The sequence below is a fragment of the Streptomyces sp. TLI_053 genome, assembly GCF_900105395.1.
GTDB lineage: Bacteria > Actinomycetota > Actinomycetes > Streptomycetales > Streptomycetaceae > Kitasatospora.
The window spans coordinates 3,847,687-3,861,467 of the sequence record NZ_LT629775.1 but is presented as its reverse complement, the minus strand read 5'-3'; the positions used below and the strand labels follow the sequence as shown (position 1 = coordinate 3,861,467).

General features: G+C 73.7%; 10 protein-coding genes. 3 read left to right on the top strand and 7 right to left on the bottom strand.

The annotated features are described in order from the left end of the window. Positions 1-61 precede the first annotated feature (61 nt). Both BLU95_RS15245 and mce read right to left on the bottom strand, forming a co-directional pair. Positions 62-4,708 carry a polarized growth protein Scy-related protein gene (locus tag BLU95_RS15245; RefSeq protein ID WP_093860491.1) on the bottom strand — a complete coding sequence of 1,549 codons (4,647 nt, stop codon included), beginning with the start codon at positions 4,706-4,708 and terminating at the stop codon, positions 62-64. Positions 4,709-5,204: 496 nt separating this feature from the next. Next, positions 5,205-5,648 carry a methylmalonyl-CoA epimerase gene (mce, locus tag BLU95_RS15240; protein WP_093860490.1) on the bottom strand — a complete coding sequence of 148 codons (444 nt, stop codon included), beginning with the start codon at positions 5,646-5,648 and terminating at the stop codon, positions 5,205-5,207. 255 nt (positions 5,649-5,903) lie between these two features. Between mce and BLU95_RS15235 the strand changes: the two genes are divergently transcribed. Continuing rightward, complete coding sequence (locus BLU95_RS15235) at positions 5,904-7,097, top strand: acetyl-CoA C-acetyltransferase (protein ID WP_093860489.1); 1,194 nt, start codon at positions 5,904-5,906, stop codon at positions 7,095-7,097. 86 nt (positions 7,098-7,183) lie between these two features. After that, a complete protein-coding gene (gene meaB, locus BLU95_RS15230; protein ID WP_093860488.1) occupies positions 7,184-8,140 on the top strand; it encodes a methylmalonyl Co-A mutase-associated GTPase MeaB in 957 nt (318 codons plus the stop codon). A 62-nt stretch (positions 8,141-8,202) separates the two neighbouring features. Here the strand turns inward: meaB and BLU95_RS15225 are convergent, their stop codons facing one another. The 4 genes from BLU95_RS15225 to BLU95_RS15210 all read right to left on the bottom strand — a co-directional run bounded on the left by BLU95_RS15225 (position 8,203) and on the right by BLU95_RS15210 (position 11,239). Next, positions 8,203-8,727, bottom strand: coding sequence for a MarR family winged helix-turn-helix transcriptional regulator (locus BLU95_RS15225; protein ID WP_093860487.1), 525 nt, complete (start codon positions 8,725-8,727; stop codon positions 8,203-8,205). Positions 8,728-8,874: 147 nt separating this feature from the next. Further along, positions 8,875-9,687, bottom strand: a complete 813-nt coding sequence (locus tag BLU95_RS15220; RefSeq protein WP_231978766.1) for an AIM24 family protein — start codon at positions 9,685-9,687, stop codon at positions 8,875-8,877. 263 nt (positions 9,688-9,950) lie between these two features. Next, on the bottom strand, positions 9,951-10,601 hold the full coding sequence (locus tag BLU95_RS15215; RefSeq protein WP_093860485.1) for an AIM24 family protein: 651 nt from the start codon (positions 10,599-10,601) through the stop codon (positions 9,951-9,953). Continuing rightward, positions 10,601-11,239, bottom strand: a complete 639-nt coding sequence (locus BLU95_RS15210) for an AIM24 family protein (RefSeq protein WP_093860484.1) — start codon at positions 11,237-11,239, stop codon at positions 10,601-10,603. The genes BLU95_RS15215 and BLU95_RS15210 overlap by 1 nt, the downstream gene beginning before the upstream one ends. A gap of 196 nt (positions 11,240-11,435) precedes the next feature. Here BLU95_RS15210 and BLU95_RS15205 point away from each other — a divergent pair, with 196 nt between their 5' ends. Further along, positions 11,436-11,759 carry a DUF3817 domain-containing protein gene (locus BLU95_RS15205; RefSeq protein ID WP_045941605.1) on the top strand — a complete coding sequence of 108 codons (324 nt, stop codon included), beginning with the start codon at positions 11,436-11,438 and terminating at the stop codon, positions 11,757-11,759. Positions 11,760-11,867: 108 nt separating this feature from the next. Here BLU95_RS15205 and BLU95_RS15200 read toward each other — a convergent pair whose 3' ends face one another. Next, a complete protein-coding gene (locus BLU95_RS15200; RefSeq protein WP_093860483.1) occupies positions 11,868-13,475 on the bottom strand; it encodes a M4 family metallopeptidase in 1,608 nt (535 codons plus the stop codon). Positions 13,476-13,781 lie beyond the last annotated feature (306 nt).

Sequence of the window (13,781 nt, the reverse complement as noted above, 5' to 3'; positions counted from 1 at the left end):
ATCCTGACACGGTACCGGAGTGTCGGCGGCGAAACGCCGTTGTCCCGCGGACAATGTCCGCTCAATCGGGTGGTGCGCTCTTGGAGCGATTGCCACCCGATCGGGGAGAGCCAATTCCGGCACCGGCCTTGGCACTCCCTTCCTTCTTGGTACTTCCCCCGTTTGCCTGTGCGACCGGTGACGGTGCCTCGAAGGCCTCGAGCGCGGACAGCACGTCCTGCACCCTGGAGATCTCGGTGTTGATGTCCTTGCGCCGGCGCACCAGTTCGTCCAGCTCGCGCCGGCCCTCGTCGGTGACCCGCTGCGCCTCGGCCCTGGCCTCGGCGAGCAGCCGCTCGGCCTCCGCCCGGGCGAGCTCGATCTGCTCGTCCGCGGTCCGGTCGGCGGCCCGCAGCCGCTTCTCGGCCTCGGCGGCGGCCGACTCCAGCCGCTCCTCCGCCTCGTCCTGGGCGGACTTCAGCTTCGCCTCGGCCTTGACGATCAGGGCCTCGGCGCGGTCGGTGGAACTGGCGAGCTTGGTCTCGGCCTCCTTCAGCAGGCCCTCGGCCTTGCGGACGGCGGACAGCCGGACCTTGCTGGCCTCGCTCGACGCCTCCGAGGTCAGCTCGTTGGCGCGGTCCTCGGCGCCCGCGACCAGCGCCGCCGCCCGGTCCTCGGCCTCGGCGACGGTGGCGACCGCCTGCTCCTCGGCCTCGGTCAGCTGGTCCTGGGCGGCCGTCACCAGGGCGTCCACCCGCTCGCCGGCCGACTTCATGGCCTGCGCGTTCTCCTTGCGGGCGCGCTCGTGCAGGGCCTCGACCTCGGCGTCGGTGCGCTCGCGCAGCTCCTCGGCGCGCTCGCGGATCGCGGTGGCGTCCCGGCGGGCCTCGGAGAGCAGCGCGTCGGCGTCGGAGCGGCCCTTCTCGACCGCCTCCTGCCCGGTGGCCTCGCCGGCCGCGACCAGTCGGTCGGCCTCCTTGCGGGCGGCGGCGACCATCGCGTCGGCCTGCTCCTCGGCGGCGGCGGTGGTGGCCAGCGCGGTGGTGCGGGCGTCCTCGCCGAGCGCCTCGGCGTCCGCGAAGGCCTTCTCCAGGACGGACTTGGCGTGCTCGCGGGTGGACTTGTCGAACTGCTCGGCGGCCTCGCGGGTGTCCGCGTCGTAGGCGTCCGCGCGGGTGTGGGTGTCGGCGTCGTAGTCGTCGGCGAGGGTGCGGGTGGCGAGCGCGTACTCCTCGGCCTCGGCCCGCAGCGCGGCGGCGAACTCCTCCGCCTCCGCGATGCCCGCGGCGGCCCGGTCCTCGCCCGCGGCCACCGTCCGGGCAGCGAGCTCCGCGGCCTCGGCGCGCTGCCGGTCGGCGTCCTCCTGGGCCGCCCGCAGGGTGTCGTCCGCCTCGGCGCGCAGCTGCTCGTCCCAGGCCAGGGCCTCGGCCCGGTGCCGGGCCAGCTCGGCCTCGGCGGACTCGCGCTCGGCGGCGAGTTCCAGCTCGGTCTGCTCGCGCAGTGCGGTCGTCTCGGCGTCGGTGCGGGCCCGCAGGTCGGTGGTCTCCCGCTCGGCGGTCGCCCGCAGCTCCGCCACCTCGTGCTCGACCGCGTCGCGCAGCTCGGTGGTCTCGCGGTCGGCCAGTGCCCGCAGTTCGGTGGTCTCGCGGTCGGCGGTGTCGCGCAGTTCGGCGGCGGCCCGCTCGGCCTGCTCGCGGTGCTCCGCGGCCTCCCGCTCGGCGGTGGCCCGGAGTTCGGCGATCTGCTGGGAGGCGGTCTCGTGCAGCCCGGCCACCGACTGGCGGACCCCGGCGGCCTCCTCCTCGGCGGCCTCGACCAGTGCGGCGGCCTCGGTCCCGGCGACGGCGACCAGTTCCTCGCCGTCGCGCCGGGCCTGCTCCAGCTCCTCGCCGGCCTCGGCCCGGATCGTCGCCGCCGTGGCCCGGGCCTCGGACAGCTCGCGGCCGGCCTCGGCGCGGACCGTCGCGGCCTGCTCGTCGGCGAGCGCGCGCTCGGCCTCGGCCCGCTCGCGCAGCTCCGCCGCGGCCGCCTCGGCTTCGGCCCGGAGCCGGGTGGTCTCGGCGGTGGTGTGCTCGGTGAGGTCGGCGGCGGCTGCCTCGGCCTCGGTGCGGACGCGTTCGGCGTGGGTGTCGGCGGCCTCGCGGACGGCGGCGGCCTCGGTGGCGGTGCGTGCGGCCAGTTCCTCCGCGGCCGCCTCGCTGTCGGTCCGCAGCCGCTCGGCGGCCGACTCGGCCTCGGCGCGGAGCTGCTCGGCGGCGGCCCCGGCGGCCTCCAGGGCCCGCTCGGCCTCGGCCTGGAGCCGGGTGGTCTCGGCGGTGGTGCGTTCGGTGAGGTCGGCGGCGGCCGCCTCGGCCTCGGTGCGGACGCGTTCGGCGTGGGTGTCGGCGGCCTCGCGGACGGCGGCGGCCTCGGTGGCGGTGCGTGCGGCCAGTTCCTCCGCGGCCGCCTCGGCCTGCTCGCGCGCCGTCCTGGCGGCGGCCAGCTGCTCGGTGGTCTCCTCGCGCTCCCGGAGCAGCCCGGCGGAGGCCTCCTCGCGCTCGCGGCGGCTCTCCTCGCGCAGCGCCTCGGCGGCGGACTGGGCCTCGGCCCGGCTGCGGGCGGTCTCGCCGTCGGTCTCGGTGCGCAGCCGCTCGGCGGCGGCGACGGCGGCGTCCCGGACGGCGTTCGCCTCGGCCTGGGCGTCGGCCCGCAGGGCCTGCGCGGCGGCGTTCGCCGAGGCCCGCAGCTGCTGGTCGAACTCGGTTGCCTCGCGGCGGAGTTCGGCGGTCTCGCGCTCGGCGGCGGAGCGGTTCTCGGCGGCCGCGGCCTTGGCGGCGGTGAGCGCGTCCTGGCCCTGCTGCTCGGCCGTCGCGGTGATCTTCGCGGCCTCGGCGCGGGCCCGCTCCAGGGTCTGCTCGGCCCGCCCCTGGGTCTCGGCGGCCTGCTCCTTGGCCTGCTCGCGCAGCCGCTCGATCTCGGCGGCGGCACCCGAGCGCAGCTCGTCCGCGTCGGACTTGGCCGTGGTGAGCAGTTCCTCGGCGGTCTTCGCCGACTCCTCGATCTGCACCACGGCCTGCCGGCGGGCCTCGCCGCGCACCCGCTCCGCCTCGGCGGCGGCCTGGGCGCGCAGCTCCTCCGCCTCGGCACGCAGCCGGGCGGCCTCGTCCTGCATCTCCTGGATCCGCTCGCGGATCGCGGCGGCGTCGTCCAGGGCGGCGTTCTGGGCGGCCTCGACCGCGGCCCGGGCCTGCTCGCGCAGCCGCTCGGCCTCGGCGGCGGCCTCGGTCCTGATCCGCTCGGCCTCGGCGGTCGCCCCGGTACGGGTGGCCTCGGAGTCCCGGCCGGCCCGGTCGAGCATCTCCTCGGCGCTCTTGGCCGCCTTGGCGAGGTGGGCGGCGGCCTCCGCGGCACCGGCCGCCCGGCCGGCCTCCTCGGCCTCGCCGCGCAGCCGTTCGGCGGCGCTCTCGGCCTGGGTCCGCAGTTCGGCGACGTCCCGCTCGGCCTGCGCCCGCATCTCGGCGATCGCTGCCTCGGCCTCGGCGCGCAGCTGTCCGGCCACCGACTCGGCGGTGGCGCGCAGCCGCTCGCCCTCCTCGGCGGCGGCGGCCTTGGCGGCGTCCGCCTCGGCCTTCCGGGTGGCGGCCCGGGCACTGATCGCCTCGGCCTCCTTGGTGGCCTGGGCGACCATCCGGGCGACCTCGGCGCGGGCGGTCTGCGAGCGCTGCTCGCTGGCGGCCTCGCCGTCGGCGACCCGCCGCTCGGCGGCGGCCTCGGCCTCGGCCTGGAGCTGCTCGGCGGCGGCCTCGGTCCTGGCGCGCAGCTCGGCGGCCTCCTGCCGGGCCCGCTCGGCCTCGGCGGCGACCTCGGCGCGCAGTCGTGCTATCTCCGCCTGGGCGTGGGACAGCTGCTGCTCGGCGTGGGCCTGCTCGGCGGCCGCGACCTCGGTGAGCCGGCCGATCTCGGCGCGGGCGGCGGCCAGCTCCTGCTCGGCGGCGGCGTGCGCGGCGGCGAGCTGCAGCTGGGCCTCGCCGCGGGCGGCGTCCACGTCGGCGGCGGCCTGGGCACCGGCCTGCTGGGCCTGCTCGGAGGCGGCCCGCAGCAGTCGCTCGGCGTCGTTCTGGGCACGGTGGAGGGCGGCCTCGGCGGCGGCCTGGGCCTCGCCGCGGGCGGCGTCCACGTCGGCGGCGGTCTGCGCGCGGGCCTGGTCGGCGAGGGCGGCGGCCTCGGCGCGGGCCGCGGCCATCATCCGGTCGGCCTCGCCGCGGGCCTCCTGGAGCAGGCGCTGGGCCTCCTGCTCGGTGCCGGCCCGGGCCTGCTCGGCCCAGCTGACGTTCTCGTTGACGTGCTGCTCGGCGCTGCGCCGCAGCTCGGCGAGCTCGTCCTCGAGCTGGCGGCGGCGGGCGGCGAGCTCGGCCTCCAGCCGGGCGGTGCGCTCGGCGGCCTCGGCCATGATCCGCTGGGTCGCGGCCTGGGACTCGCGCAGCTGGCGCTCGGCGTCGGCGCGCAGCTGCTGGGCCTGCATCTCGGCCGTGCGGAGCATCTGCTCGGCCTGGCCGGAGACGGCGTCGAAGGCGCGCGGCTGGGCGAGCATCCGGCGGGATTCGTGCAGCTTGGCCCGGAGCACCTCCACCTGGTAGGCGAGGTCCTCGGCATGCTCGACTGACTTGTCCCGCTCCTTCCGAGTCCGATCCATCTCGGCCTCGAACTGGGAGAGGTGATCGTCAACCTCGTAGCGGTCGTAGCCCCGCACTCCGCGGTCCCATCCATCTCCTGGTCGCGTCCTCGACCCGGCCGGTCCGCTCCCGTGGTCCGGGCGCTGTCCGACTGGTCCTTGCATCGCGGCCGTCCGGACGCCCCCGTCGTACCGGGAACGTCCGCCGCGTCGTCGGAGTCCGGGGCGTGGGAGCGCGGTCGATCCGCATTCCCCCGTCCGGGTGGACTCCTGGGCGAACTCTTGCCTTGTGGAGAATGGTGACAGATCCGTCTTGCGACTGTTCAGCCGTGCCCGCGTAGTGGACTCCCCTGCGACGGGCCTCCCACCGGGGCGGACGGGCCTGTCTTCGGCCGTGCCCGTCGCCTCCGTCCCCCGGAGTCTCCGCGCACCTGGGCATTGTAGTGGGAGCGTGTGGCGGGGGAATGGTCGCGTGGGGGTTTTCCGGCCCGACCGCCGAGGTTACCGGCCGGTCGGGGCCGCGGCGGGGCCCCGGAGGCCCGGGTGCCGCACCGCGACGGCACCCGGGGAGGCGTCAGTGGCCCTCGTGCGAGCCCGGCTCGGCGGCGGTGACCAGCTCGGTCAGCACCCCGCCGCAGTCCTTGGGGTGCAGGAAGGTGATCCGCGAGCCCATCGAGCCGGTCCGCGGCTCGTCGTAGAGCACCCGGACGCCCTTGGCGCGGATCTCCTCGGAGTCGGCGTCGACGTCGCCGGTGCCGAAGGCGATGTGGTGGACGCCCTCGCCGTTCTTGGCCAGCCACTTGCCGACCGGGGAGTCCTCCCGGACCGGCTCCAGCAGCTGGAGGTAGGAGGCGCCGCCGTCGCCGGTGTCGTTGATCTTGAGCATGGCCTCGCGGACCCCCTGCTCCTCGTTGACCTCGGTGTGGAACACCTCGAAGCCGTAGGTGGCACGGTAGAACTCGACCGTCTTGTCGAGGTCTCGGCAGGCGATGCCGATGTGGTCGATGCGGGTGAGCACGGATGGCCTCCGGTGAGGGGCGGGCGCGACAGGACGGCAACAGTGCAGCGCATGACGGTCTGCGGCGCCACCGATCGGCGTGCGAGCCTGCTCACACGGACCCCGGCACGGTTCACCCGGACCGGGTCGGCACGGTGTTGACCGGAGCGTGCCAGTGCGCTCGATCACACCATGGGTCCGGTGACGGGGGGGTAACAGGTCAGTACATTGAGCGGAATCCTCCACCTGGCCACGACGTGCGAAGGGGCTCGTCCCATGACCAACACCACCTCTGTGATCGTTGCCGGGGCACGGACCCCGATGGGCCGGCTGCTCGGCTCCCTGAAGGGCTTCTCCGGCGCGGAGCTCGGCGCCTTCGCGATCAAGGCCGCGCTGGAGCGGGCCGGCGTCACCGGCGACCAGGTCCAGTACGTGATCATGGGGCAGGTGCTCCAGGCCGGCGCGGGCCAGATCCCGGCCCGCCAGGCCGCCGTCAAGGCCGGCATCCCGCTGAACGTCCCGGCGCTCACCATCAACAAGGTGTGCCTCTCCGGCCTGGACGCCATCGCGCTGGCCGACCAGCTGATCCGGGCCGGCGAGTTCGACATCGTGGTGGCCGGCGGCCAGGAGTCCATGACCAACGCCCCGCACCTGCTGCCGAAGTCCCGCGAGGGCTACAAGTACGGCGCGATCGAGCTGCTCGACGCGATGGCCCACGACGGCCTGACCGACGCCTACGAGAACATCCCGATGGGCGAGTCCACCGAGAAGCACAACACCCGGCTCGGCATCCCGCGCGAGGTCCAGGACGAGATCGCCGCCGCCTCGCACCAGCGCGCGGCCAAGGCCCAGGCCGATGGGATCTTCGACGCCGAGATCGTCCCGGTGGAGATCCCGCAGCGCAAGGGCGAGCCGGTCGTGTTCGGCCAGGACGAGGGCATCCGCGCCGACACCACGGTCGAGGGCCTGGCCCGGCTGCGCCCGGCGTTCACCAAGGACGGCACCATCACCGCCGGCACCTCCTCGCAGATCTCGGACGGCGCCGCCGCCGTGGTCGTGATGAGCCGGGCCAAGGCCGAGGAGCTGGGCCTGAGCTGGATCGCCGAGATCGGCGCGCACGGCAACGTCGCGGGCCCGGACAACTCGCTGCAGTCGCAGCCGTCCAACGCGATCAAGCACGCGGTGGCCAAGGAGGGCATCACGGTCGAGGACCTCGACCTGATCGAGATCAACGAGGCCTTCGCCGCCGTCGCGCACCAGTCGACCAAGGACCTCGGCGTCTCCCCGGAGATCGTCAACGTCAACGGCGGCGCGATCGCGCTGGGTCACCCGATCGGGATGTCCGGCGCCCGGGTCGTGCTGCACCTCGCGCTGGAACTGAAGCGCCGCGGCGGCGGCATCGGCGCGGCCGCGCTCTGCGGTGGTGGCGGCCAGGGCGACGCGCTGATCGTGCGGGTCCCCAAGGCCTGACCGACGCCGGCCCACCGACCGAATCACACCGGGGCTGCGCACCGCCACAAGCGGGGCGCAGCCCTTCGGCGCAAGGAGACCCACCCATGATCGATGTGCCGACCCTGGTCGAGCAGGCCCGGCAGGGCCGTCCGCGGGCCGTCGCCCGCCTGATCTCACTGGTCGAGAACGCCGCGCCGGAGCTGCGCGAGGTGATGGCCGCGCTGGCGCCGTACACCGGGCACGCCTACACGGTCGGGCTGACCGGCTCGCCGGGCGTGGGCAAGTCCACCTCCACCTCGGCGCTGGTCTCCGCCTACCGGCGGCTGGGCAAGCGGGTCGGCGTGCTGGCGGTCGACCCGTCCTCGCCGTTCTCCGGCGGCGCGCTGCTCGGCGACCGGGTCCGGATGCAGGACCACGCCACCGACCCCGAGGTGTTCATCCGCTCGATGGCCACCCGGGGCCACCTGGGCGGTCTGTCCTGGGCCGCGCCGCAGGCACTGCGGGTGCTGGACGCGGCCGGCTGCGACGTGATCCTGGTCGAGACCGTCGGCGTCGGCCAGTCCGAGGTGGAGATCGCCGCGCAGGCCGACACCGCGGTGGTGCTGCTCGCCCCCGGCATGGGCGACGGCATCCAGGCCGCCAAGGCCGGGATCCTGGAGATCGGCGACCTGTTCGTGGTCAACAAGGCCGACCGGGACGGCGCCGACGCCACCGCCAGGGAGCTGAACCACATGCTGGGCCTCGGCGAGGCCCGCGAGGCGGGGGCCTGGCGCCCGCCGATCGTGAAGACCGTGGCGGCCCGGGGCGAGGGCGTGGACGAGGTGGTGGAGGCGCTGGAGAAGCACCGCGCCTGGCTGGAGGAGCACGGCGAGCTGGAGGTGCGGCGCCGCCGCCGGGCCGCCCAGGAGATCGAGGCGATCGCGCTGTCCGCGCTGCGGGCCCGGATCGGGGACCTGCACGGCGACCGGCAGCTGGCCGCGCTGGCCGAGCAGGTGGTGGCCGGCGAGCTGGACCCGTACGGCGCGTCCGACCGTTTGGTGGCCGGCCTGACCACCGGCTGAGCCCGTGCCACGGCCGGCGCCCCCCGCCGAGGGGTGCCGGCCGCGGGGCCCGGTCGGGACGCTCAGCCGCGTCCGCGCAGGCCGCGCAGGTGCTCGGCGACCGGGGCGAGCGCCTCGTACATCGCGTCGAGCTGCTCGGGCGAGAAGCGGTCGATGAAGTGCGCCCGGACGCTGCGTACGTGGCAGGGCGCGACCCGCTGCATGGTCTTCCAGCCCTGCTCGGTGAGGTTGGCGTAGAGGCCCCGGCGGTCGCCGGGACACTCCTGGCGCAGCACCAGCCCGGCGTTCTCCATCCGGGTGATCTGGTGCGAGAGCCGGCTCTTCGACTGGAGGGTCGCGGTGGCCAGGTCGGTCATCCGCAGCCGCCGCTCGGGCGCCTCGGAGAGCACGACCAGGATCTCGTAGTCGTTGATCGCCAGGTTGTGCGGCTGGAGCTCGCGGCTCAGCTGGTACTCCAGCAGCTTGGCGACCTCCAGGTGGGCGCGCCACAACCGCTGCTCCCGGACGGTCAGCCAGGGGGTCTCCTCCTCGGGCCCTTCGGGCTGCGGGGCCGAGGCGTCTGCCGGGTCGACGATGTGCGTGTCCATGGTTCTACGATACCGCACTTAGTTCAATGTTGTACGACTTTACCGGCGTTCACACGGCTGCGGTCGCGGTCCGGCGGTCGCGGTCCGGCCGCGGCGCCGCGCGGGTGGCGCGGCGCCGCGGCGGTCGGACCGGCGGGCGGGGGCGGGTCAGAGCCCGAAGCGCCGCCCGAGGTCGCCCAGGTTGCCGAGGCCGGGCACGTTCACGTTCGGCAGCTGGCTGCCGTGGCCGGCGCCGTGCTGGCCGGGCACCCCGCCCATCGGCACCCCGGCCTCGGCGTGCACCTGGCCGACGGCGCGCTCGGCCATCAGCACCTCGCTGGACTGGAGCAGCACCTGGCCGGCGCCGATGAACTCGAACTGGTGCTCCTCGCCGGAGGCCCCGCCCAGCCCGGTGAGCCGGCGCAGGCCGCCGATCACGCCGTGCATGTAGTCGTGGTCGTAGTGGTGGCACGGTGCCGGGCAGTCGGCCCAGCCGACCAGCGCCTGCGGGTCCACCCGGATCGGCGGCTCGACGAAGTGCACCGGCCCGTTCGAGGCGGCGACGAACTTGCCGCTGCCGATCAGGGTCAGGAAGCCCGGGATGATCGACTGCTTGAGCCGCAGGGTGGGCTCGTAGGCCAGCAGGTTCCCCGAGCGGACCGTCAGGTTCCCCTCCTCCAGGTCGTAGGAGTTGAGGTCGAAGGCCCGGTCCGCCAGCAGCAGCTTGCCGCGGCCCTCGGCGACCACCCAGTCCGCGGCGTGCATCGGCGAGTTGAAGTGCTGGCCGAGCATCCGGTCGATCGCCCCGGCGCCGACGCCCTTGAAGGAGATGTCGCCGTAGTAGGCGATCATCTTGCCCTTCTGCAGGAAGTACGAGCCGTTGAGGTCCACCGAGAAGGCGTACGGGTTGACGTTGTCGTTGGACGGCAGGCTGTGCACGTCGTGGACGACCGGCCCGGTGCCGTCCTGCGCCTTGGGCAGCGGGGCCTGGGCGCCGCCGTACTGCTCCTGGGCGTACTGCTGCGGCGGCTGGGCCGGGTAGCCCTGCGGCGGGGGCGGCGGGTAGCCGCCCTGCTGCGGGTAGCCCTGCGGCGGGTAGGGCTGCTGGCCCTGCTGGGGGTAGCCCTGCGGCGGGTAGCCGGGCGGCGGTGCGGCGGGGTAGCCGGGCTGGGTCGGCTGGCCGTACGGGGACTGGCCGTAGGGGTCCTGGGGCTGCCCGTACGGGGGCTGCGGCGGGTAGGACATCAGAGCTTCTCCTCGCTCGCCTGCACGTACACCGTGCCGTGCCCGGACAGCTCCAGCTGGAACGCCTCGCCGGAGCCGCGGCCGATCATGTCGCGCCACCCCAGCGCGGTCGACAGCTTGTTCTGGACCTGGCCGCGGTGCGCGACATAGGCCTGCGGGTCCACGTGCACCGGCTGGTGCGGGGTGATCGGCAGCTCGAAGACGCCGCCGTGCGCCATCACCGCGACCGCGCCGTGGCCGTCCAGCTTGGTGGTGAACAGGCCCTGGCCCGTCACCTGGCCCCGGACCATGCCCATCACACCGCCCTGCGAGCCCATGAACATGGTGGACTGCTGCAGCGAGCCCTCGAAGGCGAGCAGCCGGTCGGCCTCGACGTACAGGGTGTCGCCGGTCAGGTCGATCACCTGCACGTGGTGCCCGCCGTGGCCGAACATCACGCTGCCCTGGCCCTCGACGGTCATCAGCGGGGTGTCCTCGTTGGCCACCCGGCGGCCGATCATCGACATGACGCCGCCCTGGCCGCCGGTGATGTTCGGCGTGAACCGCACCTCGCCGGTGTACGCGAGCATCGCGCCGCGCTGGCTGAACAGCCGCTGGCCCGGTACGACCCGGGCCTCGATCATCTTGCTGTTGATCTTCGTGAACGCCATCAGACGTCGCCCCCGATGGTGAGCTTCTCGGAGGGCTGCACGTAGACCAGCCCCTCGCCGGTGAACTCCACCTGGACGGCCTCGCCGCCGCCCTCGCCGATGAAGGTGCTCCAGCCGGCGCCGGACTTGATGGAGCGGTTGAGGTTGCCGGTGTGCGCCACGTAGGCGCCGGGGTCGACCCGCAGCGGCATGCCCTGGGACACCCGGAGGATGATCGCCGGCCCCTTGGAGGTGACGGCGGCCCAGCCGTGCCCCTCGACCTTGGTGGTGAACAGGCCGTTGCCGGAGGAGACGCCGTTCAGGCCGGTGAAGCTGGTACCGGTCTTGAGGGTGCCCTCGGTGCAGAGCAGATTGTCGGACTCGACGTAGAGCGTCTCGCCGTTCAGCCGCACCAGGTTGATCTCGGTGGCCTGGTCGGCGAAGTAGCAGGTGCCCTGTCCTTTCACCTCCATGACGGTCATCTGCTCGCCGGTGAGCCGACGGGTCACCATGCCGCGGATGCCGTCACCGCCACCGCTGAGCTTCTTGAAGTTCATCTGGCCGGTGTACGCGACCATCGAACCGTTCTTGGCCTTCACGAGGTCGCCGGTCATGTCGACGGCGAGCGTCTTGGACCCCTGGAGTCGAAACTGTGCCACGGCCGCAATGTAGCGGTCGGCGGGCCGGGCGGGGGAGGGGGAGGCCCGGTTCTGGTACGCGTCCGGTACAAAGCGGCCGTCCGGACTCCGCTCCCCGCACCCCGGCGACGGGGTCGGACATGTGCTCGGTGATAATGGGGCGGATGCTTGTGAGTCGGTTCACAAGCGATCTCCGAGCCCCCGTATCGAGGTACCCATCGTGAACAGCAGCGCCGTCCACCGTCTGCGCCTGGTCTCCGGCCCCGAAGGGGTCTCGTTCCTGCTCCTGCTGCTGTGCTCGGTGCTCAAGCGCACCACCAGCTTCAACGGCGTGCCGGTGATGGGCATGGTCCACGGGATCCTGTTCATCCTCTACGTGGTCTTCTGGATCATGGCCTGGCAGTCGCAGAAGTGGGACGTCAAGCGCGGTGCCGTGCTGTTCGTCCTGTCGGTGCTGCCCGGCGGCGGCTTCGTGGCCGAGCGGATGCTCGCCAAGGAGGAGCGCGCCGGGGCCGCGGCCGCGGTGCCGGCCGCGGCCTGACGGGCCCGCGCGAGCCCTCCCGACGCCCGACGCCGACAGGCTGCCGGGGCCCCCTCTCCCAGTGGGCCCCGGCAGCCTGTCGCATTTCCGGGAGTGGTCCGGTCCCGACTAGTTGACGTTCACCGCGCTCCAGGCCGCGGCCACCGTGTTGTACTCCACGCTGCCGGCGCCGTAGAGGTCCTTGGCGGCGTTCAGCGTGCCGGTGCGGGCGGCCTTGTAGTTGGTGCTCGAGGTGAAGTAGGTCGTCAGCGCGCGGTACCAGATCGCGGCGGCCTTGTCGCGGCCGATGCCGGTGATCGTGGAGCCGTTCGAGGTCGGGCTGTTGTAGCTGACGCCGTTGATCACCTTCGCGCCGCTGCCCTCCGACAGCAGGTAGAAGAAGTGGTTGGCGACACCCGAGGAGTAGTGGACGTCGATGCTGCCGATCCCGGAGTACCAGGAGTCCTTGGACGAGCCGTCCTTGGAGGGCTTGTCCATGTAGCGCAGCGGCTGACCGTTGCCGAAGATGTTGATCTTCTCGCCGATCAGGTAGTCCGGCACGTCCGAGGGCAGGTTGGCGTACCACTCGACCATGGTGCCGAAGATGTCCGAGGTGGCCTCGTTGAGGCCGCCGGACTCGCCGGAGTAGGTGAGGTTGGCGGTCGCCGCCGTGACGCCGTGGCTCATCTCGTGGCCAGCCACGTCGATGGCGGTCAGCGGGTTGACGTTGCCGGTGCCGTCGCCGTAGGTCATGCAGAAGCAGGAGTCCTGCCAGAAGGCGTTGACGTAGGCGTTGCCGTAGTGCACCCGGTTGCTGGCGCCGACACCGTTGTTCTTGATGCCGTTCCGGTTGAACTTGGCCTTGTAGTAGTCCCAGGTCGCCCCGGTGCCGAACTGCGCGTCGACCGCGGCGGACTGGGTGTCCGAGGCGCTGCCGTTGCCCCAGTTGTTGTCCGCGTCGGTGTACAGCGCGTTGCCGCTCTTGGCGTTGCCGGTCCACTGGTTGCCGCGGGAGGCGTCCTTGAGCTGGTAGGTGGACCCGCTCTGGGTGGTGGTCAGGGTCACCGTCCCGACGTGCACGCCCTTGCCGGTGCCGGTGGCGGTCTGCACCTCCTCGTGGGTGGAGAGCAGCTGGCCGGTGGCGGCGTCGGTGACCAGCCGCTGGCTGCTCGGGGTGCCGTCGGCGCGCTCGCCGTGGACCACGGTCTGGTACGCCAGCCGCGGGCTGCCGTCGCCCGCCCAGACCACCAGGGTCGGGCTGCTCGCGCCGTCGACCCGGGTGACCGGCGACGCGTCCTCGTCGGCCGGGGCGATCCCGACGGTGGCCCGGACCGAGTCGACGGCCTGGGTGGAGGCGGTGCCGGCGGAGAGCTTGGGGGTGAGGCTCGGCAGCGAGAGCCGGCCGTCGAAGGCGCGGTCCACGGAGGCGACGGTGCCGTTCGCCTTCTGGTGGACGATGAGGTCGCCGCCCAGGACCGGCAGGCCGGCGTAGGTCCGGTCGTAGCGCAGGTGGCGGGTGCCGTTGGCGTCGACGATCGCGTCCTTGACGATCAGCTGCTCCTGGCCGCCGAGGCCGATGGCCTTCGCCACCGGCGCGGCCTGCTGGCCGGCCAGGGCGATGATCGCCTCGCGCTGCTGGACGGGGGCGGCCTGGGCGGGGGCGGCGGCGACCTGGATGGCGCCGGCCAGAAGTGCGGAGGCGGAGAGTACGGCGCCGGCTGTCAGCTTTCGCTTCACGTGCGGGGTTCCTTCCACGAAACCGCGGGTGCGCGGTCACGCCGCGTACCGGGGCGCCGGGGTTGGCGCCTTGGGGCGGTAGGGCGTTGACGTGCTGCTCCGTGCGGCCTGACGGTCCGTCGGTGGGTGGGGCGACGGACGTCCGGACGGGGCTTGGGCAGAAGCATGACAAGTCAGTTCGGCGAACAACAGGGAGCGACCGGGTATTGGCCAGGTCTCGCCAAGGCCCCAACGGGTGGTGGCGGTGCGACGGTTGTGCCGGTTGTCCGCTTTCGTCCGCTGGCGGGATCCCGCCAGCGGCGGCCC